The organism is Fischerella sp. PCC 9605 (assembly GCF_000517105.1).
Taxonomy (GTDB): Bacteria; Cyanobacteriota; Cyanobacteriia; order Cyanobacteriales; family Nostocaceae; genus PCC9605.
The window spans coordinates 497113-520082 of record NZ_KI912151.1 but is presented as its reverse complement, the minus strand read 5'-3'; the positions used below and the strand labels follow the sequence as shown (position 1 = coordinate 520082).

15 protein-coding genes and 2 pseudogenes are annotated in these 22970 nt (G+C 43.1%); 10 read left to right on the top strand and 7 right to left on the bottom strand.

Annotated elements, in window-relative coordinates:
- The first annotated feature begins 4 nt into the window (after window positions 1-4).
- The 3 genes from FIS9605_RS0127325 (at window position 5) to FIS9605_RS0127315 (ending at window position 2367) form a co-directional block, all read left to right on the top strand.
- Window positions 5-1180 carry a glycoside hydrolase family 10 protein gene (locus FIS9605_RS0127325; RefSeq protein ID WP_026735420.1) on the top strand — a complete coding sequence of 392 codons (1176 nt, stop codon included), beginning with the start codon at window positions 5-7 and terminating at the stop codon, window positions 1178-1180.
- Complete coding sequence (locus FIS9605_RS0127320) at window positions 1173-1601, top strand: DUF2358 domain-containing protein (protein WP_026735419.1); 429 nt, start codon at window positions 1173-1175, stop codon at window positions 1599-1601. Before FIS9605_RS0127325 ends, FIS9605_RS0127320 begins: the two co-directional genes overlap by 8 nt.
- Before the next feature lie 61 nt (window positions 1602-1662).
- Window positions 1663-2367, top strand: a complete 705-nt coding sequence (locus tag FIS9605_RS0127315; RefSeq protein ID WP_026735418.1) for a diacylglycerol/polyprenol kinase family protein — start codon at window positions 1663-1665, stop codon at window positions 2365-2367.
- An 86-nt stretch (window positions 2368-2453) separates the two neighbouring features.
- Here FIS9605_RS0127315 and FIS9605_RS38380 read toward each other — a convergent pair.
- Window positions 2454-3673, bottom strand: a pseudogene (locus FIS9605_RS38380) (sensor histidine kinase).
- A 316-nt stretch (window positions 3674-3989) separates the two neighbouring features.
- Between FIS9605_RS38380 and pcrA the strand changes: the two are divergent.
- The 4 genes from pcrA (at window position 3990) to FIS9605_RS38370 (ending at window position 9201) form a co-directional block, all read left to right on the top strand.
- The gene (gene pcrA / locus FIS9605_RS0127305; RefSeq protein WP_026735417.1) at window positions 3990-6332 is read left to right on the top strand and encodes a DNA helicase PcrA; all 2343 of its coding nucleotides are present in this window, start codon (window positions 3990-3992) and stop codon (window positions 6330-6332) included.
- Window positions 6333-6555: 223 nt separating this feature from the next.
- Entirely contained in the window at window positions 6556-7158 is a 603-nt protein-coding gene (locus tag FIS9605_RS46215; RefSeq protein ID WP_197036156.1) for a phosphate/phosphite/phosphonate ABC transporter substrate-binding protein, read from the top strand.
- Window positions 7112-7501 (top strand): PhnD/SsuA/transferrin family substrate-binding protein, encoded by a 390-nt coding sequence (locus tag FIS9605_RS46210; protein WP_197036155.1) that lies wholly within the window; start codon window positions 7112-7114, stop codon window positions 7499-7501. The genes FIS9605_RS46215 and FIS9605_RS46210 overlap by 47 nt, the downstream gene beginning before the upstream one ends.
- Window positions 7502-7518: 17 nt before the next feature.
- On the top strand, window positions 7519-9201 hold the full coding sequence (locus FIS9605_RS38370) for a sensor histidine kinase (RefSeq protein ID WP_051470156.1): 1683 nt from the start codon (window positions 7519-7521) through the stop codon (window positions 9199-9201).
- A 63-nt stretch (window positions 9202-9264) separates the two neighbouring features.
- Here the strand turns inward: FIS9605_RS38370 and FIS9605_RS0127290 are convergent, their stop codons facing one another.
- Both FIS9605_RS0127290 and FIS9605_RS38365 read right to left on the bottom strand, forming a co-directional pair.
- The gene (locus tag FIS9605_RS0127290) at window positions 9265-9555 is read right to left on the bottom strand and encodes an antibiotic biosynthesis monooxygenase family protein (RefSeq protein WP_026735416.1); all 291 of its coding nucleotides are present in this window, start codon (window positions 9553-9555) and stop codon (window positions 9265-9267) included.
- Window positions 9556-9571: 16 nt separating this feature from the next.
- A pseudogene (locus FIS9605_RS38365) lies at window positions 9572-10486 on the bottom strand (metallophosphoesterase family protein).
- Between the two features lie 125 nt (window positions 10487-10611).
- On the opposite strand from FIS9605_RS38365, the gene FIS9605_RS0127280 reads away from it, so the two are divergent.
- Window positions 10612-11499 carry a hypothetical protein gene (locus FIS9605_RS0127280; RefSeq protein WP_026735415.1) on the top strand — a complete coding sequence of 296 codons (888 nt, stop codon included), beginning with the start codon at window positions 10612-10614 and terminating at the stop codon, window positions 11497-11499.
- 79 nt (window positions 11500-11578) lie between these two features.
- On the opposite strand, the gene FIS9605_RS0127275 is transcribed toward FIS9605_RS0127280, so the two are convergent.
- Window positions 11579-13762, bottom strand: a complete 2184-nt coding sequence (locus FIS9605_RS0127275; RefSeq protein ID WP_026735414.1) for a GAF domain-containing sensor histidine kinase — start codon at window positions 13760-13762, stop codon at window positions 11579-11581.
- A 91-nt stretch (window positions 13763-13853) separates the two neighbouring features.
- Here FIS9605_RS0127275 and cobN point away from each other — a divergent pair, with 91 nt between their 5' ends.
- Window positions 13854-17975 carry a cobaltochelatase subunit CobN gene (gene cobN / locus FIS9605_RS0127270; protein ID WP_026735413.1) on the top strand — a complete coding sequence of 1374 codons (4122 nt, stop codon included), beginning with the start codon at window positions 13854-13856 and terminating at the stop codon, window positions 17973-17975.
- Window positions 17976-18007: 32 nt separating this feature from the next.
- Window positions 18008-19159, top strand: coding sequence for a peptidoglycan-binding domain-containing protein (locus FIS9605_RS0127265; RefSeq protein WP_026735412.1), 1152 nt, complete (start codon window positions 18008-18010; stop codon window positions 19157-19159).
- Between the two features lie 100 nt (window positions 19160-19259).
- Here FIS9605_RS0127265 and FIS9605_RS0127260 read toward each other — a convergent pair whose 3' ends face one another.
- The 3 genes from FIS9605_RS0127260 to FIS9605_RS0127250 all read right to left on the bottom strand — a co-directional run bounded on the left by FIS9605_RS0127260 (window position 19260) and on the right by FIS9605_RS0127250 (window position 22719).
- A complete protein-coding gene (locus FIS9605_RS0127260) occupies window positions 19260-19715 on the bottom strand; it encodes a Fur family transcriptional regulator (RefSeq protein ID WP_026735411.1) in 456 nt (151 codons plus the stop codon).
- A 336-nt stretch (window positions 19716-20051) separates the two neighbouring features.
- Window positions 20052-21302: an RNA polymerase sigma factor SigC gene (gene sigC / locus FIS9605_RS0127255; RefSeq protein ID WP_026735410.1), complete on the bottom strand. Its 1251-nt coding sequence runs from the start codon at window positions 21300-21302 to the stop codon at window positions 20052-20054.
- 487 nt (window positions 21303-21789) lie between these two features.
- On the bottom strand, window positions 21790-22719 hold the full coding sequence (locus FIS9605_RS0127250) for an NAD(P)H-dependent glycerol-3-phosphate dehydrogenase (protein WP_026735409.1): 930 nt from the start codon (window positions 22717-22719) through the stop codon (window positions 21790-21792).
- Between the last annotated feature and the right edge of the window lie 251 nt (window positions 22720-22970).

Sequence of the window (22970 nt, the reverse complement as noted above, 5' to 3'; positions counted from 1 at the left end):
AAACATGACAATTATTGAAACGCGGGGCGTTTGGCTTACCACTACTGATAGTCAGGTTCTCTATTCTCAACAAGCCATTGCTGAAGCGATGGACTTCCTGTCCGAAACAGGATTTAATGTTGTCTTTCCCGTTATCTGGGGTAGGGGGGCGACACTTTATCCCAGTCAAGTAATGCAGCAGACGTTTGGTTTTGAAATTGATCCTTTATTTGTTGGGCGCGATCCTTTAGGGGAAATTGTTGCTGAAGCACATCGAGTCGGTCTTAAGGTCATCCCTTGGTTTGAATACGGATTCGCCAGTTCCTACAAGAGGAATGGTGGGTTACTGTTAGCGAAAAAACCCCAATGGGCTGCGCGCGATCGCAACGGTAATCTGCTGGAGAAAAACGGGTTTGAGTGGTTGAATTCCCTCGACCCCGAAGTGCAGAACTTCATGCTGAATTTAATACTAGAAGTTGTGCAAAATTACGAAATTGCCGGTATCCAAGGTGACGACCGTCTACCTGCATTACCTAGCGAAGGCGGTTATGATCAAGGAACTGTGGAACGCTACCGCCAACAGTTTGGTGAAAATCCTCCCCAAAATCCCAAAAATCCCCAATGGCTACAATGGCGTGCGGATATTCTTACAGAATTTCTTGCTCGTCTTTACCAATCGGTCAAAGCTGTAAATCCCAATTTAATGGTATCAATGGCTCCTAATCTACCAGACTGGGGATACCAAGAATATCTACAAGATTCCCGAACTTGGTTGAAACGAGGTTTAGTAGATATGTTCCATCCACAAATTTACCGCCGTAATTTTCTTAACTACAAAAGTGAACTGAACAAGATATTAAACGAGCAGTTATTCCGTGGGATAGTACCAAAATTAGCACCAGGAATTTTGATGAAAATCGGTTCCTATCGGATCGCTCCAGAAGATTTGTTGCAGGCAATTGAGTACAATCGTGCTTGTGGCATTTCTGGGGAAGTGTTTTTCTTCTACGAAGGTTTGCGAGAAGACAATAACCTTTTAGCAAGGGTATTGCAAACAGGTCTTTATGCTCAAGTGGCTACCTTTCCTTCTCTAGCGGATCTGAACCAGGTGAGTGCAACTCAAACAGCCTCTTCTTCAATTTGGCAACGCTGGCTGGGTTTTTTGAGAAATCTTTATTTAGGGGTAAATCGGCGTGGATGAGCGATCGCAAGTGGAACTAGTAATTGAGACTCTCAAACAAGATTTACCAACACTATTTGAAAAAGATATTTCCTACGATATTTATACCCAAGATATATATTTTCGAGATCCGGTTAATAAATTCAAAGGTAAAACAAATTATCGAATTATTTTTTGGACTTTACGTTTTCACGCCCGCTTATTTTTTACGCAAATTTACTTTGATTTACATGACGTATATCAGTCAGCGGAAAACATTATTTTAGCAACATGGACTGTACGTGGTGTGTTACGCGTTCCTTGGAAAGCGCACGTATTTTTCAATGGTTACTCAACATACAAACTTAACCAAGATGGTTTGATATACGAGCATATCGACACTTGGGATCGTAAACCAAGTGAGATTTTGCAGCAGTTCTTCCGTAAGGGAGAAGATACTTGAGTACGGCTACGCTTCTTGAGAAAATGATTTAAATGCCGTATTTGAATCGTCACAGCTGAGTATGTTATCCATTACCTTAGGTGTCAACCCGTTAGTAGGAAACTTAATTGCAACGGTGCTGACTTTTATTTATGTATTCGGATTGGTAGCGCTGATGAATTTCTGCGTCACTCGCTTGGGATTAGCCCAGGATATTAGCCGCAAAATTACACATATTGGCGCTGGTTCAATCATTGCATTTTTGCCACTTTATAGCGATTTACATTGGTCGAAGTATTTAAATGTCACGATTTTTTTAGTGTGGTTAATTCTTCTCATCCAAAAAGGGTTTTTTGCTAGTCCAGATGACGAGGCTGTGAAAACTATGACTCGTACGGGCGACAGACGCGAACTCCTCAAAGGCCCGCTTTATTTCGTGATTGTGGCAACTATTTGCGGTACGTTGTTGTATAAAAACTTTGCAGGAATTGTCGCAATGGCAAGTCTTGGTTGGGGTGATGGTTTTGCACCAATTATCGGTTCTCGATACGGTAGGTGGAAATACAAAATATTCAGCGATAAAACAGTGGAAGGAAGTTTTTCAATGTTCCTTTTCGCTTTGGCTGCCAGCATCTTTTTTGTCTGGTTAATCTTACCAAGTGAACTGAATATCAGCCGAATTTTTCTGCTTGCTGTTATCGCTACGTTTGTTGAAGGATTTAGCCCGAAAGAAGTTGATAATATTTGGATTCCAGTAATAGTTGTTGTTACAGCAAATTTTGTTTAATGGAAATTTTAATCAAAGTCTATTATAATATATTGATTGTTAGTTGTTGGTTGGAAGAATCAACCGTTAACAAACAACATTTAAATTTATTTTTTCAATGTAAAAAAGAATGTAGTGCCCAAGCCTAGCTCTGATTCCACCCAAACTTTACCTCCATACATCTCTACAATCTTCTTTACTAAAGCTAAACCAATACCAGTACTATCTAAATATTTTTTATCAGATAGTTTTTGGAAGATTTGAAATATTCTATCAAAATGTCGTTTTTCAATACCCGGCCCGTTGTCAGTAACACTCACTTGCCAATAACCATTAGTTTCTGTGCAAGCAATTGTAATTTTACCTTGCGGCTTATCCATAAATTTGATGGCATTACTCAATAAATTTTGAAAAACTTGTTCTATTCGAGTTTTCTCAAAATAAACCACTAAACCACAGGTAATTCATTTGCTATTTCTATTTGAATATTTTCAATCGGTTGCAGAAGCTCAATTACTTCTGTAACCACATTGTTTAAATTTACTTGTCTTCTCTCTTCTTTAATACGTCCTATTCGAGAGTATTGTAAAATTGCTTCTATTAAATTATGTAGTTTATTAACTCTAGTAATTAGCAGATTAATTAACTCTTTACCCGCATCATCTAATTTATTAGCATAATCAGCTAATAACCACTCTGATAATGAGCTAATTCCTCTTAATGGCGCTTTTAAATCATGAGAAACTACATAGGCAAAATCGTTTAATTCTTGATTTGCACTTTCTAATTCTCTCAGTAACTGTGCCATTTTTTCTTGAGAATGCTGACGCTGAATAATTTCCTGTTGAAGTTGTTCATTCGTTTTTGCGAGTTCACTAGTGCGCTGTTCTACCAGTTCTTCCAAACGTTCTTTGTACTCGCGCAACTCATGTTCTACAAGCTTGCGTTCTTTAATTTCATCTTGTAGGGCTTGATTCGCCGCTTCCAGTTGTGCAGGGCTGGGAAGTGCAAGTGCTTGCGGAACTAAAGGTATCAGCACCAGAGCAGTATAAAAAGAAACTAAAGCTGTGAGAGCTTTGATGCTACCTGATAACCAATAATCAGGATGCCAAAGCGTCCATACTTCCATAATGTGAGTTGTGCCGCAAGAGACAATAAAGGCTCCGAATAAGAGAAAAATACTCTTAAATGGCACATCTTGCCTGTTGCGGACAAAATAAATCAGTGTCAGCGGAATTGAGTAGTAAGAAAGAGCGATGAGCGAATCTGTTAATATATGCAGCCATACCAACTCTGGCTTCCATAGATAACAATGCCCATGAGGAATAAAATTTCCACCAGAAAAAAAATTCCCAAACAATTCCACCGTATGACCTCCGGTAAATAGGGCATATTTACTGTACTAATAGTAGATAGTACATCTATTTTAAGGAAGACTTTTTGTCAAAATAGTAGTAATTTACTTTTCTCGTGGCGGCAACATACCCTATTGCAAGATTCTTTATGCTGGTTTACTTTGCAGGCTGAATTAAGTTGATCGAGTTTCGGTAGGATAGTATAGCCTAAGCAATAGCTATTGTTAATTCCCAAACGCCAAGCAATACCTGCGGCTTGTGTTTTAGTCTTACGTATCCCTTGAGTCCATGACAACAACTATTGACTTTCTCAGTCACCTCAACCCCAGTCAACGCCGCGCCGTTGAACATTTCTGTGGCCCCTTGCTAGTTGTTGCTGGTGCAGGTTCCGGCAAAACACGAGCGCTAACTTATCGCATCGCTAACCTGATTTTGCAACATCGTGTCGATCCTGAAAATATCCTAGCGGTTACTTTCACTAATAAAGCCGCACGGGAGATGAAAGAACGTATTCAAAAGTTATTTGCCGAACAATTGGCGATCGCAGAATTTGGTGAGCGTTTTGATTTGTTGCCAGAATACGATCAAGTCCAGCTGAAGTCACGAGTCTGGCGCACTTACATTAAGGATTTGTGGTGCGGTACTTTCCACAGTTTATTTGCTCGCATTCTCCGCTTTGATATCGAAAAATTCCAAGACGAAAAAGGACGCCGTTGGAATCGTAATTTTTCTATCTTTGACGACTCAGACGCTCAAAGTCTTGTTAAAGAAATCGTCACGAAACAGCTAAATCTAGATGATAAAAAATTTGAACCGCGTTCTGTGCGCTACGCCATCAGTAACGCGAAAAATAAAGGCTTATCACCTAAAGATTATGAAAGAGAACAACCAAACTATCGTGGACGAGTAATTGCAGAAGTTTACAGTTACTATCAAGATAGACTGGCAGAAAATAACGCCCTCGATTTTGATGATTTGATTCTTATCCCGGTAAAATTATTTCAGCAAAATGAGCAGGTATTGGGTTATTGGCATCGGAAGTTTCGCCATATATTAGTAGACGAATATCAAGACACTAACCGGACTCAATATGATCTAATTAGCCTGTTAGTGACGCATGGTGAAACCAAAAAAAGTAATTGGGATTGGCGCGATCGCTCAGTTTTTGTTGTCGGTGATGCCGATCAGTCGATATATTCATTTAGAATGGCTGACTTCACTATCTTGCTTGACTTTCAGCAAGACTTCGGCGACGGTTTGCCGGATGAAGATACCCGAACAATGGTGAAGTTAGAGGAAAATTATCGCTCTTGTGAAAATATCCTGCAAGCCGCAAACCAACTAATTGAAAATAATACTCAAAGGATAGATAAAATTCTCAAAGCCACAAGGGGTGCAGGCGAACAGATTTATTTTTACAAAGCAGATGATGAAACTGTGGAAGCTGATTTTGTCATCAATCAAATTAGCAGCTTAGAAAGGCAAAATCCCGAGTTGAATTGGGGAAGTTTTGCTATACTTTATCGTACTAATGCTCAATCTCGCCCATTTGAAGATATTTTAGTACGCTTGGGAATTCCTTACACAGTTGTGGGAGGCTTAAAGTTTTACGATCGCAAAGAAATTAAAGATGTACTCGCTTACTTAAGAGCGATCGCCAACCCAGCAGATACACTCAGTCTCTTGCGAGTGATTAACACTCCCCGGCGCGGTATCGGTAAAGCCACCATCGATAACTTAGTTGGCGCTGCTCAAGAATTGGGCACAACTCTGTGGGAAATACTGAGTGACGAAACATCAGTTAATACATTGGCTGGACGTTCTGCTAAGTCTGTAAATAACTTCGCTGCTATGATTAGCCGCTGGCAAGAACAAGTAGCAACGCTCCCAGCCTCCGAAATTGTGCAAGGAGTACTGGACGACTCTGGTTACGTACAAGACTTACTCAGCCAGGGAACAGATGAAGCCGAGGATCGGTTGCAAAACGTCCAGGAATTGTACAACGCTGTACTGCAATTTCAAGAAGAAAACGAAGAAGTTTCTCTGCAAAACTTTCTTGCCAGTACTGCTCTCAGTTCTGATTTGGATAATCTCAAAGAAGGAGAAACAGCAGTTTCGCTAATGACTCTGCACGCTTCCAAAGGGTTGGAGTTCCCTGTGGTGTTCATGGTGGGGTTAGAACAGGGACTATTTCCCAATTACCGTTCCATGAACGATCCATCTGCCTTGGAAGAAGAACGCCGCTTGTGTTACGTCGGTATTACTCGCGCTCAAGAAAGGTTATTTATATCACATGCTCGCGAACGCCGTCTTTATGGTAATCGGGAACCTGCAATGCGATCGCAGTTTCTCGACGAGTTACCCGAAGAATTATTAGCTACTCACCGTCCGAGTAGGATGGCTTATATGAAAACTGCGAGTGGCAGTATACCGCAGCGGGGAACCCGTAGCAAGCAAGGCACTGAGGAAAATTGGCAAGTTGGCGATCGTGTTCTTCACAAAACTTTTGGTGAAGGTGAAGTGACGCATATTTTTGGTTCAGGTAGAAAAATTTCTTTGGCGATCAAATTTGATAGCCTGGGTAAAAAAATTATCGATCCTCAAGTTGCCCAGTTAAAACGGGTAGATTAATGAACCCAAAATGAGTATTCATGTTGAGACGCGGTAACTGGGCAATGTAGTGATTCTCAGTTGTGTGCATGACATTGTAGGGGCGCAAGACTTTGCGCCCCTACCAATATCCGCATGGGAAATATGTGTATAAAAAAATACATGCTAGCTTTTCCCACAGGTTTGAGAGAAGAGTAAACAGGATGGGCAAACTAACATCTAGGAAAACTAGAGGCAGATAACTATGTTGGGCAATTTTCTCATAAAAATTGCATGGGTGGGCATTTTGGCTGTCCTAGTGGGTTGTAGCGCTGAATCCTCAGCACCACCACAGCAGAAATCAACTCCTACGTTTTCAGCCACAGCAACAGGAACTATTGTTCTGGCTGAGATTTCTAATGAACCAACTAAGAAAATCACTAAGTTTCAACCCTTAGCCGATTATTTGGCTGCCAACTTGAACGATGTTGGTATTGGCATTGGCGAAGTCAAAATTGCTCCGGATATGGAGACAATGGCTAAATGGCTGGCGTCTGGAGAAGTAGATATTTTCTTTGATAGTCCTTATCCAGCCATGATTGTTAGCGATAAGTCTGGCGCAAAACCGATCCTACGACGCTGGAAAGATGGTGTGGCGGAGTACCATACAATCATCTTCACTCGTGGCGATCGCAGTTTCAAAAAATTGAGTGACCTCAAAGGGCAAATCATCGCCTTTGAGGAATCTTTCTCCACATCGGGCTATATGCTACCCCTGACTCATCTACTCAAAGCGGGTCTATCCAGTCGAGAAGCAAAATGTGAATGCTCAGGTAGCCAAGAACGAGGTGGGCTATGTCTTCAGTGAGGACGATCAAAATGCCATCCAATGGGTGCTCAGCAGTCGGGTAGCAGCAGCAGCGGTTGGTACTACAGATTTCTTGGAAATTCCCCCCCAAACCCGCAATCAATTGACAATTCTGGCTAAGACAGAATCTTTGTCTCGACATTTAGTGATTGTTTCACCAAAAATGGACTTGGCTAAACAAAAGGCAATCAAGACTGTACTAGTGAACATGGATGAGACAGAACAGGGGCGAGTTGTTTTGAAGAAATTTGAGAAGACAAGCCAATTTGATGAGTTTCCGGAAGGTACGGACGCAGCAATGGCTCGAATGCGAGAGTTGTACAACGTCGTTAAAAATAGGTGAGTCAAAACTTGCCTAATATGAAATTCAAACGGAGGCGTTGGTCGCTAGCTCTCAAACTCACTCTGACGATTACAACCCTGGTGGTAACATCTGTGGGATGCATCACCTTACTCTCGATTCAGCGTGAGCAACAAACCTTCCGAACTGAACTTCAGCAACAAGCTTACCTGCTGCTCGATACTCTGGAAGTTGTTGTACGAGATCCACTTTACAGCTTAGATGCTGACTTTGTATCCGATTTGGTGTCAGCCTTAGGTCAAAACGAGCAACTATTGGCTTCGGGTTATGTCTACGATGCTAAGGGACGAATCATCGCTGACGCCTTTAGCCAAAAAGAAATTTATACCACCAAAATTGACCCTTTTGGACAGCGGTTAGTTGCAAGTGACACAACTATTTTTGAGTGGCGGTCTGACCAGTTAATTGCTGGACGATCTGTATTGGTAGGACGGCAGCGATTAGGCGCAATCAGTATAGGGCTGTCAACTACTACCCTGCAAACTAAAATCGCCAGTGTTCGTGACCGTGGTCTAGGTGTCGCTGTTGTTGCAGGCACAGTTGGTACCCTATTGGCACTCTTGTTCAGCCGCTCGATTACGAAGCCCCTACAGGAACTAGTGCGAGTCACGCAGCACATCGCCAGGGGAGACCTAACAAAACGAATCCAAATTCACACTAGAGATGAGTTGTCAGTCTTAGCTGATGCCTTTAATGACATGACCACCCAGCTACAGCAGACACTTGCGCTCTTAGAGAAGCAAAACGAAGAACTGGAAATGAGAGTCAAAGAGCGCACAGAGGAACTGTCCCAGGCATTATATAACCTGCAACAAACCCAGGCTCAACTGGTGCAAACCGAAAAAATGTCTAGTCTGGGTCAACTGGTAGCAGGAGTCGCTCACGAAATTAACAATCCAGTTAGCTTCATTCATGGCAATCTTACTCATGCTTATGAATACTCCCAAGACTTACTGAGATTGCTAGACCTCTATAAGCAACATATCCCCAATCCACCACTGGAAATCCAAAAAGAAATCAAAGCTATTGACCTCGATTTTCTAAAGGAAGACTTGCCGAAAGTTTTGACTTCGATGGAAATGGGATCGCAGCGTATCTGCCAAATCGTCCTTTCGTTGCGGAACTTCTCACGCTTAGATGAAGCCGATTTTAAGGTAGTAGATATCCACGAAGGAATTGACAACACCTTGATGATTCTGCAACATCGTCTCAGAGCCACTCACAACCTTTCGGCAATTGAGGTTATTAAGGAATACAGCAACCTGCCACAGGTGGAGTGTTACGCGGGACAACTTAATCAGGTGTTCATGAACATCCTCAGCAATGCCATTGATGCTTTGGAAAAGTCATTTGTAAACAACTATGAACAAAGGACAAATGACAAAAAACAAATGACAAACCCACAAATTCGTATCCGTACCGAACTGCTAGAGAATAATTGGATTGCGATTCGGATTGCAGACAATGGATTTGGTATGAGCGAAGAAACTCGTTCAAAGATATTTGACCCGTTCTTCACCACTAAACCTGTAGGCAAGGGTACTGGACTGGGCTTATCCATCAGCTATCAGATTGTGGTGGACAAGCACGGCGGCAAGTTTTTCTGTCACTCAGCGCCGGGACTGGGAGCGGAATTTGTAATTGAGATTCCGATTCGGCAGCAAAGTCATGAAGCTGTCTAGTCAGACAATATTAATTGGGATATCTGGAATTTGGCGATCGCACTTGGATAACCGTGAAGGTAATCAGTCTACCTTTTCAAAGTGTTCAACAGTTGGAAATGGCTCATAAAAATGGTGCAGCAGTTTTTTCCACTCTTGATATTCAGGAGAACCTCTAAACCCAACTGTATGAGATTCTAAAGTTTGCCATTTCACCAGCAATAAATATTTGCCTTTCACTTCTATGCATCTATGAAGTTCATGGGATAAATATCCATCCATAGAAGAAATAATTCTAGAGGCTTGTTTGAAAGTAGCTTCAAATTCATATTCCAGATTAGGTTTGACATGCAGCATCACTACCTCAAGAATCATTCACTTCTCCTGAGAATCAAGCTGATTTCAACTGAATAACACCTTTATCAAAAACGCGGTTATTACTGCCTATTCCGCTAACCTCTATTCTATCTGGAAACACCTCATACGCCGCGAAACTCAACTTCTCAGCAGAATACTGCGTCCATTCATTCTTTCCTACAGGACGAGTACTTGCACCACCGCCACAGATTAAATAAGTTGTGCCATTAATAGAACGGGTGCGCTCATAGTGGTGTTCGTGACCATTGATATAAAGTTGAACGCCGTATTTTTAAAATAAGGGAGTGAAAGTTTTAATAAAATCTGGATTGCTGCCATAAACACCCGATGCATAAATCGGATGATGACCAAAAACAATTTTCCAAGTAGCTTGACTGCGACTTAATTCTTTTTCTAACCAAATTAGTTGATTATTCCAGTCAGCATTATTATTAGTATCTAAGGCAAAAAATTGTACTTGATCCCGAGTAAATGTATAGTAGCGTCCCTTCATATTAAAACCCAAATATTTTATTTGGGGATCGCCATTAGCAGTGCGAATATCGTGATTTCCTAAAGCTGCCTGAAATTTTACACCTTTTTTAATTAATGGCGCATAGGGGCGCTCAAACACTGCGTTTATTTTCTCAATTTCGCCATTATTGTAGATATTATCTCCAGCCAAAATTACCAAATTATAGGGATTTTTGCTGTGATAATTGGTCATTGCCCTAGCTACAGCATACTGACCTCCCGCACCAGTTCCTGTATCTGCCACGGAAACAAAGCGCAGTAATAAATCTTTTTTGGTGGATGGAGTTTTGGCTATAGCTGGTTCTATGGCACTATTATCATTTTTGCCGTTCAGACGACTGATACTAGCTACACATCCTGCACCTATAGCGCTGAGACTACTTAAAAGTAAAAATTGACGACGTTTTAGCTTCATATCTTACTAAAATCAATATTTAGGTCAGTTTAGCCGAAGCAATGAAGTGATACATTAAGGCTGGGAAAGCAGCAGTAGGAATTTATGTCCTTTGTTTTTGATTAGCTGCTCTCGGTGAAAGTTCCATGTCCCAAGACAATAAGAATTCACAACCACCTTCTTCCCCAGAACCACAGGGAACTCAACCTCGCCAAAGAAGATACCAAAAAGTCCAACCCTTTTGGAAGACTAAAACTGTCCAAATTCTCAAAGGCGCGATCGCGGTTTTAGAATCAACGGTTGAGAAACTGGAGACAGAACCCCCTCCTGGTAATGTAGAGACGCGCCATGGCGCGTCTCTACTGTTAGCCAATATTCGCTCTTTTTTGCCAGCAAATTTATCAGCAAAATTGTCAGATACAGCTTTGACGGGAATTATTGCAGTTTTTGCCGTGATTCTGGTTTGGACAACTTCTACTGTTTTGACTAGCAAACCTACTGAAATCGCAACTGCTCCCCCTCCCCCTACTCCCTCCATTTCCCCCACTCCAGAAGTAGCCCCTCCTGAAGAAGCGCCTCCACCAAGCGTAACTACTCCACCAGAAACGCCACCACCAATTGCAGAAGAACCCACCCCACCAGAGGAAATCACCCCACCGCCACCGCAAGAAGAACCAGAACCAGAACCAGAAATCACTCCTACGCCGACACCAACACCAACTCTCGTGTTAACACCAGAACAAACTTTGATTGCAACGATTGAAAATCAAGTAGCAGAAATTAGCGATCGCTTTGCCTCTGGACTCATACAATCGATACAAGCAAACTTTCTCACTAGTAGTCTAAATATTAAAATTAGTGATGATTGGTATACCCTTAAAGAATCCCAACAAGACAAACTAGCAGCAGAGATTCTCCAACGTTCTCAAGAATTAGACTTTACCCATCTAGAAATTACCGACTCTCAAAATAGGTTAGTAGCCCGTAACCCAGTTATCGGTACTGAGATGGTGATTTTTAAACGACGAGCATAAAAAGAGATGGGGAGATGGGGAGAGTGGGAGAGTGGGAGAGTGGGAGAATAACCACCAACCAACAACAAACAACCAACAACTAACTAAAAACTGGTTCCGGCTGAATTGGTAGCCAAACGGTAAAAACTGAGCCAACACCTACGGTCGATTCTACCTCAATTCGACCCCGATGCAGTTCCACAAGTTGCTTAGTTAACGCCAAACCCAGCCCAGTACCTTCGTAACGTCGACGATAGGGTGTATCGAGTTGGTGAAATTTTTCAAATAGTAGTGGTAACTGCTCTTGAGGAATGCCAATACCAGTATCTTCGATTTGAAACACAGCTGTATCGTCTTCCACCCACAACCGTAAAGTGACGTTACCACCTTCTGGTGTGAATTTTATCGCATTAGTTAGTAGATTCCACAATATCTGCTCTACTCGTCTGACATCGGCACTAAAGCGATCGCGTTGTTGATCTATAAGTAAATCTAGCTTGAGATTGACTTGCTGACTTGTTGCTTTTTCTAGCAGCGATGCAACTGTCTTTTTAGCTATGTCTGCCAAAGAAAATTCTGTAATATTTAAAACTGCCTTACCTGCTTCTATCTGTGATAATTCCAGAATGTCATTAATCATTTCTAATAGATGTTCTCCACTATCGTGGATAGTTTGCAAGTATTCTCGCTGTCGCTGATTTAACTCCCCAAAAGACCAACGCAGTAAAGTTGAAGACATACCAATTACGTGAGTCAAAGGTGTGAGCAATTCATGACTAATGGTGGCTAAAAATTCACTTCTGAGGCGACTAGCGGCTTCAGCAGCAACTAAAGCGTCATGCAGTGCCATTGTGCGCTCAATCACTCGTTGCTCAAGACTTTGTTTTTCTTGAGTGAGCGATCGCGTTAACTCAGCTTGGTGAATAGCGATCGCTAATTGTTCGGCAATAGAAGTCAGCAAGCTTTTTTCATTTTCAGTCCAATGGCGTGGAGTATGGCACTGATGAGCAATTAATAGCCCCCAAAGTTCGTCTTCAAATACAATTGGCGCTACGAACTTAGCCCGGACTTTGATATTCCTTAAAATACTCAAAAAACACTCTTCCAAAGCATAAGTTTTTTCGACATCATCCACAGCGACAGTAAAGCCTTGGCGATATTTTTCCCAACATGGGGAATTGGGCGCAAAGCAATGGTCTTCTTGATAATTTAATACCGAGGGGATGTCATCCTTAGCGCGGGATTCGTAAATAATACAACTCGAATGCTGTACTAAGTTGGATGAAGCTGAAGACGTAAGGGTGTGACTATTGACTTCATCAAAATTGGGAATTCTCAGACTAAACGCCTCATTCTTTGGTGATTGCTGATTTTGCTCTCTAAATTGGAATGTTACAGAATCGCTAGGTAAATTTTCGGCAGGATGTAAGTTGACAGATAAATTACTTGGAGGGTTAAATTTCTCAGAGCGATCAAAAAGCTCTACTTCTTGTGGATGAATTAGCTTACAGATTACTAATCGGTCTAATTCCAAAAACTTCTGTACCTGCTCAATTGCTGTCACCATAATTACCGACAAATCTAGACTTTGGCGGATTTGAGTTGTTACCTGATTTAACAGTCGCTCTTGAGCAAGTTGTTTTGTGAGGGCATCTTCTACTGGTTGACACACAGAAACATCAGGAGTTATTGAGACTTGTTGTGGTTCTGCGATCTCCTGGTTAATCTGTGGTAAGAGAACTTCTAACAATAACAACGTGAATTGACTTTGGAGTTTGACATCATTAGGAGCGAGAATTTGACGATAGTGTTCAATTTTGTGGTATTGCTGAGAATCACATCTGAATAATTCCTGCAATTTCACTGTAAAGGAGGCGATCGCCTGAGAATCGAATGTCAAATGCACATTCAGCTTTGAGTAAGAAAACTGCTTTTGCTGTGTATGAGTTTCCTCCTCAATCGCGTGCGGGGTTTCCCAAAGTTGAGGAGGTTGGCCTGCGACTGGCGTAGAGAAGAGAATTCTTCTTTGCTTTCCCGACTCTACAAACTCCCCCATCTCCTCTGATTTACCCACTAATAGCGCACTAAACCCCTTAGAAATGACAATCGTAAACTTTTGCTTTTGCCATTCATCTGGGACGCTAAGCTGCGTCAACACAGCTTCTGTGAGAACCATAGATTCACTTCCCACTGCTTGAGCCATTTGCTCTAACAATTCACCAAGTTGATTAAATACATCTGTAGGCAAGGTGCGAGAAAAGCTCAAGTCGGAAGAATTAAGCATGTTCAAAAATTATTTAAGAGAGGCTGGATGCAGTTGCTCAATAACTTTTTATTTTCTTCTAACCAACAGTTTAAGACGTTAATACAGAAATATGCATCGTATTAGTACCACCTCAGGAGGTTGGAACCCTCAGTCAGAAGGTGTAAGTTTTATAGAACAAACTCCAGCTCCGTTTGTACTACTTACGGCTGCTGATACCGATATTCAAACTCTCGCAGCTGCGGTTCCCCACTTAAGCGCAACATTTCCTGAGTTTAGAGTTGCTAACCTATTGAACTTGCAGCATCAAATTAGCATTGATACTTATGCTGAGCAAGTTTTAGAGCTTGCCCAAGTAATTGTTCTGCGCTTGCTAGGAGGGCGTTCCTACTGGGCCTATGGGTTAGAAGTAGTCCAGGAAATTGTGCAACGCAATGGTACAACCCTAATTGTAATGCCAGGAGATGATGCTCTCGATCCTGATTTAATATCTCACTCTACTTTACCTTTAAGTACTGTTAACCAAATATGGCGTTATTTCAGTGAGGGTGGTGTAGAAAATATCGTCAACGCTTTGGAATTTATCGCCGATACTTGCCTGTTGACTTCGTTTAATCCGCCACCTCCCAAGTCAGTTCCACGTGTCGGGTTGTATTACTGGCAAGGGGAAGAAGGGGTAATGGGCAAGGGGCAAGGGAAAAAACAAGAGAGGGAAGGGGAAAAGGGGAAAGGTGAAAGGTTAATAAATTCCTTTACCCTTTACCCTTTAACCTTTACCCAATTCTCAATTCCCAATCCCCAATCCCCATTGCCCCTAATCCCCACTAAGAGCGGTCGTGGGGGCCCCGAGTTCCCCAATCCCCAATCCCCTAAAGTCGGCATCCTCTTCTACCGTGCCCATTATCTGGCAGGAAACACCAAGGTAATCGATGCTTTGTGTCAAGCCTTGGCACAGCGAAATTTAGAACCAGTTCCAGTTTTTGTTTCTTCGTTACGTGAAATCGATGTCCAACAAGAGTTGAGCGAGTTTTTCCAACCTAAAGACTCAAACCAAATTGCCTTGCTGCTGAATACAACCAGTTTTTCTCTAGCACGATTGGAAACAGAAGTACCTCAAATCGATCTGTGGCAAAAATTGGATGTACCTGTATTGCAGGTAATCGTCAGTGGCGGATCGTTGGAACAGTGGCAGTCCCAGTTTCAGGGGCTTGCGCCCCGCGATATCGCCATGAATGTGGCACTGCCAGAAGTCGATGGACGGATTATTAGTCGGGCTGTGTCTTTTAAGGCTGTGCAAACCCGGCATCCTCAATTAGAAACTGATGTGGTGGTTTATGAACCCGTGCGCGATCGCATTGAGTTTGTTGCTGAACTAGCAGCTAATTGGGTACGCCTGCGTTCTAAGCCGCCCCAAGAACGGCGCGTAGCTCTAATTTTGGCTAATTACCCCACCCGCGATGGGCGTCTTGCCAATGGTGTAGGTTTGGATACTCCAGCTAGTTGCGTGGAAATTATCAAAGCTTTATCTGACGATGGGTATGAGGTGGAAGACATGCCTAATACTAGTGACGAATTAATACAACGTCTTACTGCTGGGATAACGAACGATCCAGAAGGTAGGGAGTTGCGTCCGGTGTGGCAAAGTGTTTCTACCCAGGAGTATCAGGAGTATTTCGCTTCTTTGCCGGAAGGTGTGCAACAGGGTATTTGCGAAAGATGGGGAAGTGTTTTTGAAACGAACCGCAGAGGCGTAGAGGACACAGAGGAGAGAGAAACTGAGAATTCTTTTCCCCCCTCTCCCCCTCTCCCCCTGTCCCACTCCTTCCCCATTCCCGGTATTCAACTCGGTAACATCTTCGTGGGAATTCAGCCTGCGCGTGGCTATGATATTGACCCCAGTTTGAATTATCATGCGCCAGATTTGGAACCAACCCATGCTTATTTAGCTTTTTATTACTGGGTGAGGGAATGTTTCGGCGCGGATGCTGTTATTCATGTAGGCAAACATGGAAATCTTGAATGGCTACCAGGTAAAAGTGTGGCTTTATCGAGTAGTTGTTATCCAGAAGTGGCTTTGGGGGCGCTGCCACATTTGTATCCGTTTATTGTCAACGATCCTGGTGAGGGTTCGCAAGCTAAACGTCGCGCCCAAGCGGTAATTGTGGCTCACCTCACACCGCCGTTGACTCGTGCAGAACTATACGGTGCTTTGCAACAGTTGGAAAATTTAATTGATGAGTATTATGAAGCAGAAAGTTTAGATCCACAACGTTTGCCTGTAATTTACGATCGCATTCGAGAACTGGTTGTTAAAGAAAATCTTCACTGTGATTTGGAAATCGGGAATAGGGTTGGGGGAATAGGGAACCCAATTACCAATGACCAATTACCAATTACCAAAATAGACGGTTATCTTTGTGAGTTGAAAGAAGCTCAAATCCGCGATGGTTTGCATATTTTTGGGCAATGTCCAACCGGAAGGCAATTACGAGATTTAATTGTAGCGATCGCCCGTCATCCCAATCGCCATCATATCGGGATTACCCGTGCCATAGCTCAAGATTTAAGCTTAGATTTTGACCCCTTGACAGCAGATTTCAGCACTCAGCTATCAGCTAACATCTGTAAGATTCTGTTGGAAAAATTTCAGCGTACCTGTTACACCATCGGCGACGCAGTTGAAGTCTTAGAAGCACACGCCGCTAAACTCGTAGAAAATCTCATCACTCCCCCCATCACCCCATCACCCCACCTCCCCACCTCCTCTATCCTCCACTGGATACACTCCCACCTCCTTCCTTCTTTGCAAAAAACCCACCAAGAAATAACTCACTTGCTGCGTGGACTGGATGGTAGGTATGTTCCCAGTGGCCCTGCTGGCGCACCTACGCGAGGGCGTCCGGAAGTATTGCCTACTGGCAATAATTTTTACTCTGTTGACATTCGTGCTATTCCCACAGAAACAGCTTGGGATGTTGGCAGAAAAGCAGCTGAAACTCTAATAGAATGCTATACCCAAGAGCATGGTGAGTATCCAAAAACACTGGGATTATCTATGTGGGGAACAGCCACAATGCGGACTGGCGGTGATGATATTGCCGAAGCTTTGGCTTTGCTGGGTGTGCAGCCTGTTTGGGATGGTGCAGCACGGCGAGTAGTGGATTTTGAAATTTTGCCACTATCAGTTTTGGGACGTCCCCGTGTGGATGTAACATTACGGATATCTGGGTTTTTTCGAGATGCTTTTCCTAATTTGATAGATTTATTTGACCAAGCAGTGGTAGCAGTGGCTGCCTTGAACGAACCGCCAGAACAAAATCCTTTAGCAGCGCAAGTTCATCAAGAAACAGATTTTTGGACAAGACAAGGCTTGAGTTTAGAAGAAGCACAAGTGCGATCGCGCTATCGGATCTTTGGTTCTAAACCAGGTGCTTACGGTGCTGGATTACAAGGCTTAATTGAATCGCAAAACTGGATAGATGACCAGGATTTAGCACGCGCCTACATTAACTGGAGTTGCTACGCCTACACCTCAAGAAGAGGGGGTGAGGGAGAGAGAGGGAGAAAGAGAGAAGAGGGGAATGATCGCAACAATTCTTCCACTCTCCCACTCCCCCACTCCCCCACTCCCCCACTCCCCCACTCCTCCCTACAGGGAATTTCTGCTCCTGAAGCTTTTGAGCAACGTCTAGCGCAGATGCAAGTTGTGCTGCATAATCAAGACAATCGCGAACACGACATACTCGATTCCGATGATTACTATCAATTTCAAGGTGGTTTAACAGCGGCAGTACGTTCTGTACAGGGACAAAATCCCCAAACTTATTTTGGTGATAATTCATTAGGTGCTAAACCGCGAGTCCGCCGACTAAAAGAAGAAATCGCAAGAGTGTTTCGTTCTCGCGTAGTAAATCCTAAATGGATAGCAGGAGTTATGCGCCACGGTTATAAAGGTGCATTTGAAATGGCGGCTACGGTAGATTATTTATTTGCCTATGATGTCACAACCAAATGTGTGGAAGATCACATGTATGAGGGAATAGCACAGGCGTACTTATTCGATGCCGCTGTCAGTGAATTTATCCAGAGTAAAAACCCCCATGCACTGCGTGATATTGCTGAGAGATTATTGGAAGCAAACAAACGCGGTTTATGGGAAAATGCAAGTATACTGACACTAGAACGTTTGAGAAACTTAGTTCATCAAGCCGAAGCGATAATAGAACAAAAATAACCTGATGTATTAAAGTGGTGTAGGAAAAATCTATGGACAATCTTGCGTATTTGCACGTAGCTTTTGCATACGAAGAATCTCCATCCAGTGAATTGATTTCCTTCAGTTCTTTATTAAAGAATGCGCCAGCACCTGAGTGGAGACGTCTTTCTGGCAAGGCTTGGAAGCATATGCTCCCCCTTGTTCTGGCATTATCTATTCTGAGTATTGTTGGTAGTGCTTTTGCACTAGAAAGAGGAGATCAAGGCCCTTCTGTTCGCTACTTGCAACAACGATTAAAAAATGCAGGCTTTTATGAAGCTCCCATTACACAAGTCTATGACTTTGATACTGAAGCTGCTGTTCGGCGCTTTCAAAGATCTGCTGGCTTAAAAGTGAATGGTGTCGCAGGATCAACCACCCTACAAAAATTAGATAACTGGCAGCAAGGTACAGTAAGTCGTCAAGGCAAAAAAACCAGTACTGCGAGTACCCAAACTCCAAAACTCAGTACTGTCAGTACTCAAACTCGAACAAGCAGTACTGTGAAGACTGCAACTACTAAACGCCGTAGTTCCAATTTATTGCGGAAAGGTGATGAAGGCGAAGCAGTCAGAACTTTACAAGAACGGTTACGAATAGCAGGTTATTATTACGGTAAAGCTACGGGAATATTTGGTCCAATTACCGAAGAATCTGTGAAGCGGTTTCAAGAAGCTTACAATTTAGACGTTGACGGTATTGTTGGGCCAGCAACACTCCGCAAATTACCAGGAGTTGGCGTTGGTTATGGAGACGAAACACCCAAAAAAGTTAAAAATGTAGATAATCTCAGCGAAGGCGATCGCGGTGAAGCTGTCAGAGTTCTTCAGGAACAGCTAATTAAAGCCGGATATTTACAGGGAGAGCCAAACGGCTACTACGGGCCCTACACCGCAGAGGCTGTACAGCGGTTTCAAGCTGATAATTCCTTGACAGTAAGTGGTGTTGCAGGCCCAACTACCCGAGCCAAATTGCACAGTGTAGTGAACTCTACTTCCAAAAGCGAATTTAATACTCTGGAGATTCAAAGGCGACTACAGACGCGCGGCTTTTATAAAGGACCTCTAAATGGGGTGATGGGGGATGATACCAAGCGAGCTATTAAACAAGCTCAAGAATTTTATGGCATCAGCCTCAGTGACGTGAGAAGCGGAAGCTTCTAGCATCCGCTTGCCTGTATATGCTCACAGCCAACTGAAAATTACTCAAAGTTTCCCCTGTATAAGTCAATGTCAGCACCTGCCCTAATTAACAACCCAGGTGCTACATTGGCATCAATGCCCGCTGGCACTTAGGACAAATTGCATGGATTGTTAGCTGGCAATCAAGAAGTTGATAGCCTTCTTTTTGGGCAGTTTTCGCACCAATTTTTAAAATAGAGTCGTTTTTGAACTCTATAGTCGTGTTGCACCTTACACAAATCAGATGATGGTGATGATGGGGATAGGGCTGGTTCAATTCATAATGTTTATGGCCCTCTCCCAGTTCTAGTTCTCGCAAAATTCCCATCCGTGCCATCAACTTGAGAGTGCGATAAATAGTTGACAGGCTGATTCCTTCACCATCAGCTTCTAGCCGATGATACAAATCCTCAGCACTGAGATGTTCACCTTGCGGAAGATCCTGAAAAATGTGTAGAATTGTTTCTCGCTGGGGAGTTAATCGCCAGCCGCGTTCGTTAAGTTCTGCCTTGAGTGAAGTTGCTGTATAGACCGTCATACTAATTTTTCTCAACAAACCCTGTCAGCTGAGAATATAGCAAAACTTGAGGGTAATTTGCAACAAAGGTTGCTTATTGCGAATATTTGCTAAATGCTATGGGACAAGTTATGAAAGATTGATCGGAAATAAATATGAGTGCGATCCCCGTACTGAAAAACTCCTAAATAAAGCTGCGTTTCAATTACAGTTCTATTAGATGCAAATAATTTGCCATAAGTTAATGAGAGGCTTTAAGAACGGGGATCAAAAATAGTTGGTTGTTGGTTGTTAGTTGTTAGTTGTTTGGAAGCACCACTAACTAACAACCATCAACAATCAACAATGAACCATTGACTAACTAAGAGACTCCAAATAGTCACGGATCAGGTTGCGCCGCTTCGGTTGGCGTAGCTTTTGCAGTGCTTTGGATTCAATTTGGCGTACTCGTTCCCGTGATAGGTCAAGAGCACGTCCGATTTCTGCCAGCGAGTAAGGATGACCATCTGCTAGTCCAAACCTCATCAGAATTACATCTCGTTCGCGGCTTGTTAAATCTGCCAAAAGATTCTGCAAGTCTATTTGTAAAGATTCTCGCATTAACATATCCTCTGGTGTAACTCCGTCTGTTTCAAGCAATTCACCTAACTCTGTGTCTTTATCTTTACCAACTTTGGTTTCCAAAGAAACAGAGCGAGGCACTCTTAATAATACTTCCCGTACTTGGGCAGGTGTCATTTCTAACTCTTGTGCCAGATCTTCAAGAGTCGGAGTGCGACCTTTTTCTTGGGCAATTTTACGTTGAGCTTTTTTGATTTTGTTCAGCTTTTCTGTAATGTGAACAGGTAAGCGAATTGTGCGGCTAGAAGTAGCGATCGCCCTTGTGATTCCTTGACGAATCCACCAGTAAGCGTAAGTGCTGAAGCGATAACCTTTGGTTGGGTCAAATTTCTCTACTGCTCGCTCCAAGCCCAGAGTACCTTCTTGGACTAGATCTAACAATTCCAAACCGCGATTTTGATACTTCTTAGCAACAGATACAACTAGACGGAGGTTTGCCTTAATCATGTGTTCTTTGGACTGGAGTCCATCACTTTGAATTTTTTCCAGTTCCTCCACAGTCAACTTGGCAATTTCAGCCCAGCGCCGTTTTCCCTGTCCTAAAATTTGCTTGAGCTCGAACACGTCTACACCAGCAGCACGAGCCCACCGTTCTATAGAAGGACGATGTCCCAGTTCCGATGCCAGACGCTCCTGAATTTCAATTACCCGTAGATAGGGTATGAGTATTTCATCTCCTTGCTTGGCAGCATTAGACAAAACTATCCGCATCCGCAAGTAGCGCTGAACTTTTTGAGCTTCTGAAACCTCTTCATCCCGCCCTAACAGCCGAACCCGACCAATTTCCTGAAGATATAGACGTACCAAGTCTGTGCTGCGACGGTTCGCACCAACAGCAAAGCTAGTAGGGTCGGAAGAAACCATCTCCAACTCTTCCAGATCGTCTACTGGCAGTGCAGTTTCATCGAGTGTCAAATCCGGGTCGAACATTTGGGGGGATTGTTGGGATTCGTAGGCGGCATCTGCGTAAAAAGATGTTGCTGGCATAAGGATCGTCTCAATGGCTCCAGGTAACAATAGATTACGGTCAGCTAATCAACTGTTGCTATTGTTCCCGTGATTTACGAAGAACTAACACGGTTTACGGTGACCTTATAGGTTTTTTTTGAAAAAAAGCCTACTGGTTTCATTTATTACATCTCCAAAACTCAGCTGCTCGGCTTCTCTCCCAATTGAACCAATAGCTATTCAAAGGCAAAGCCAGACTAGAAATCGCAAACCTCTTGGTCAAGATTTGAACTTTGATTTATCTTGACCGTTACTTTTGTAACGTGGTATAAACATATATTCAGTGGAAAACTTGTTTATCACAGCATAGTCATATCTACATAGCTATGCAGGTAATTTCCTGAAGGTTTGACAATTTTTCGTCAGGGTTTGTTGGGAATTGGTAAGGGTTAGTGGATAGTAGTTAGTGGTTAGTGGGAAGGACAACTACTAACCACTAACCACTAACCACTAACTACTAACAAATTTAGTAGTTATATTCCGGCTTAATATCTCGTAGCATCAGTTCCTCAAGCGCCTGTCGAGAAGTGATTTCACCTTGGAGTAAGCGATACACTTGCTCGGTAATAGGCATGGAAATGTTTTGCTGCTTGGATCTCACCATCAAAACCTCTGTGGTGTTAATTCCTTCAGCGGTTCCTTGTAAGTGAGCGAGAATTTCTGTGAGGGTTTTGCCACAACCGAGTTGGTAGCCAACTTGGTAATTGCGACTTAAGGGACTATTACAAGTAGCAAGCAAGTCTCCTAAACCAGACAAACCATAGAATGTTTCCGGCTTTGCACCCCAATGGATACCGATGCGAACCATTTCTGTTAAACCACGGGTGACTAAAGCAGCTTTGGCATTGGTTCCTAACTGCAAGCCATCACATACACCAGCAGCGATCGCAATTACGTTTTTCAGCGTTCCCCCCAGTTCCACTCCCAAGGGATCGGCATTGGTATAAACCCGAAAACGATTGGAAGAAAACACCAACTGCACAACCTCAGCAGCACTGGTGATACTGCTGGCCACTACCGTTGCAGCTGGTAATTCCTGTTGAATTTCTTGAGATAAATTTGGACCTGAAAGGACAACTACTGGATTTTTGGGGAAAGCTTCTTGCCAAATTTGCGATGGTGTGCAGGTTGTCTGGAGATCTAGGCCTTTCGTCGCTGTGACAAAAATTATTTCTTGAGAAAAGGGTAAAGACTGTACTTGAGAGATAACGTCTCTAACACCCTTCATCGAAACAGCTGACAGAATAATATCTGCACCTTCTAGCACTGCTGCCAAAGTTTCCGAACCCCGGCGCGACCACAGGCGTACTGGATGGTCGTTGGCTGTCGCCACAGTTGCCAAAGCACTTCCCCAAGCACCCGCACCCAGAATTACTACTGATTTTGGATTTGTCATTTGTCAAGAGTCAAGGGTCAAGAGTTAGTGGTTAGTAGTTAGTGGTTAGTGGGTAGGGGCGAAGCATTTGTATGGTTATCTTTCCATCAAAACGAAATATCTTCGTACAAATGCTTCGCCCGTACAGTAGTTAGTAGTAGTTGTAGAGACGTGCCATGGCACGTCTCTACATTGGTTAGTAGTTAGTGGTTATTCCCCCACTCTCCCACTCTCCCCCTCTCCCCATCTCCCCATCTCCCCCTCTCCCCATC

What these genes read in the sequence shown, in the direction of transcription:
- FIS9605_RS0127325 (WP_026735420.1), top strand. Translation starts at nt 5, where the DNA reads ATGACAATTATTGAAACGCGGGGCGTTTGGCTTACCACTACTGATAGT.
- FIS9605_RS0127315 (WP_026735418.1), top strand. Translation starts at nt 1,663, where the DNA reads ATGTTATCCATTACCTTAGGTGTCAACCCGTTAGTAGGAAACTTAATT.
- pcrA (WP_026735417.1), top strand. Translation starts at nt 3,990, where the DNA reads ATGACAACAACTATTGACTTTCTCAGTCACCTCAACCCCAGTCAACGC.
- FIS9605_RS46215 (WP_197036156.1), top strand. Translation starts at nt 6,556, where the DNA reads ATGTTGGGCAATTTTCTCATAAAAATTGCATGGGTGGGCATTTTGGCT.
- FIS9605_RS38370 (WP_051470156.1), top strand. Translation starts at nt 7,519, where the DNA reads ATGAAATTCAAACGGAGGCGTTGGTCGCTAGCTCTCAAACTCACTCTG.
- FIS9605_RS0127290 (WP_026735416.1), bottom strand. Translation starts at nt 9,555, where the DNA reads ATGATTCTTGAGGTAGTGATGCTGCATGTCAAACCTAATCTGGAATAT.
- FIS9605_RS0127280 (WP_026735415.1), top strand. Translation starts at nt 10,612, where the DNA reads ATGTCCCAAGACAATAAGAATTCACAACCACCTTCTTCCCCAGAACCA.
- FIS9605_RS0127275 (WP_026735414.1), bottom strand. Translation starts at nt 13,762, where the DNA reads ATGCTTAATTCTTCCGACTTGAGCTTTTCTCGCACCTTGCCTACAGAT.
- cobN (WP_026735413.1), top strand. Translation starts at nt 13,854, where the DNA reads ATGCATCGTATTAGTACCACCTCAGGAGGTTGGAACCCTCAGTCAGAA.
- FIS9605_RS0127265 (WP_026735412.1), top strand. Translation starts at nt 18,008, where the DNA reads ATGGACAATCTTGCGTATTTGCACGTAGCTTTTGCATACGAAGAATCT.
- FIS9605_RS0127260 (WP_026735411.1), bottom strand. Translation starts at nt 19,715, where the DNA reads ATGACGGTCTATACAGCAACTTCACTCAAGGCAGAACTTAACGAACGC.
- sigC (WP_026735410.1), bottom strand. Translation starts at nt 21,302, where the DNA reads ATGCCAGCAACATCTTTTTACGCAGATGCCGCCTACGAATCCCAACAA.
- FIS9605_RS0127250 (WP_026735409.1), bottom strand. Translation starts at nt 22,719, where the DNA reads ATGACAAATCCAAAATCAGTAGTAATTCTGGGTGCGGGTGCTTGGGGA.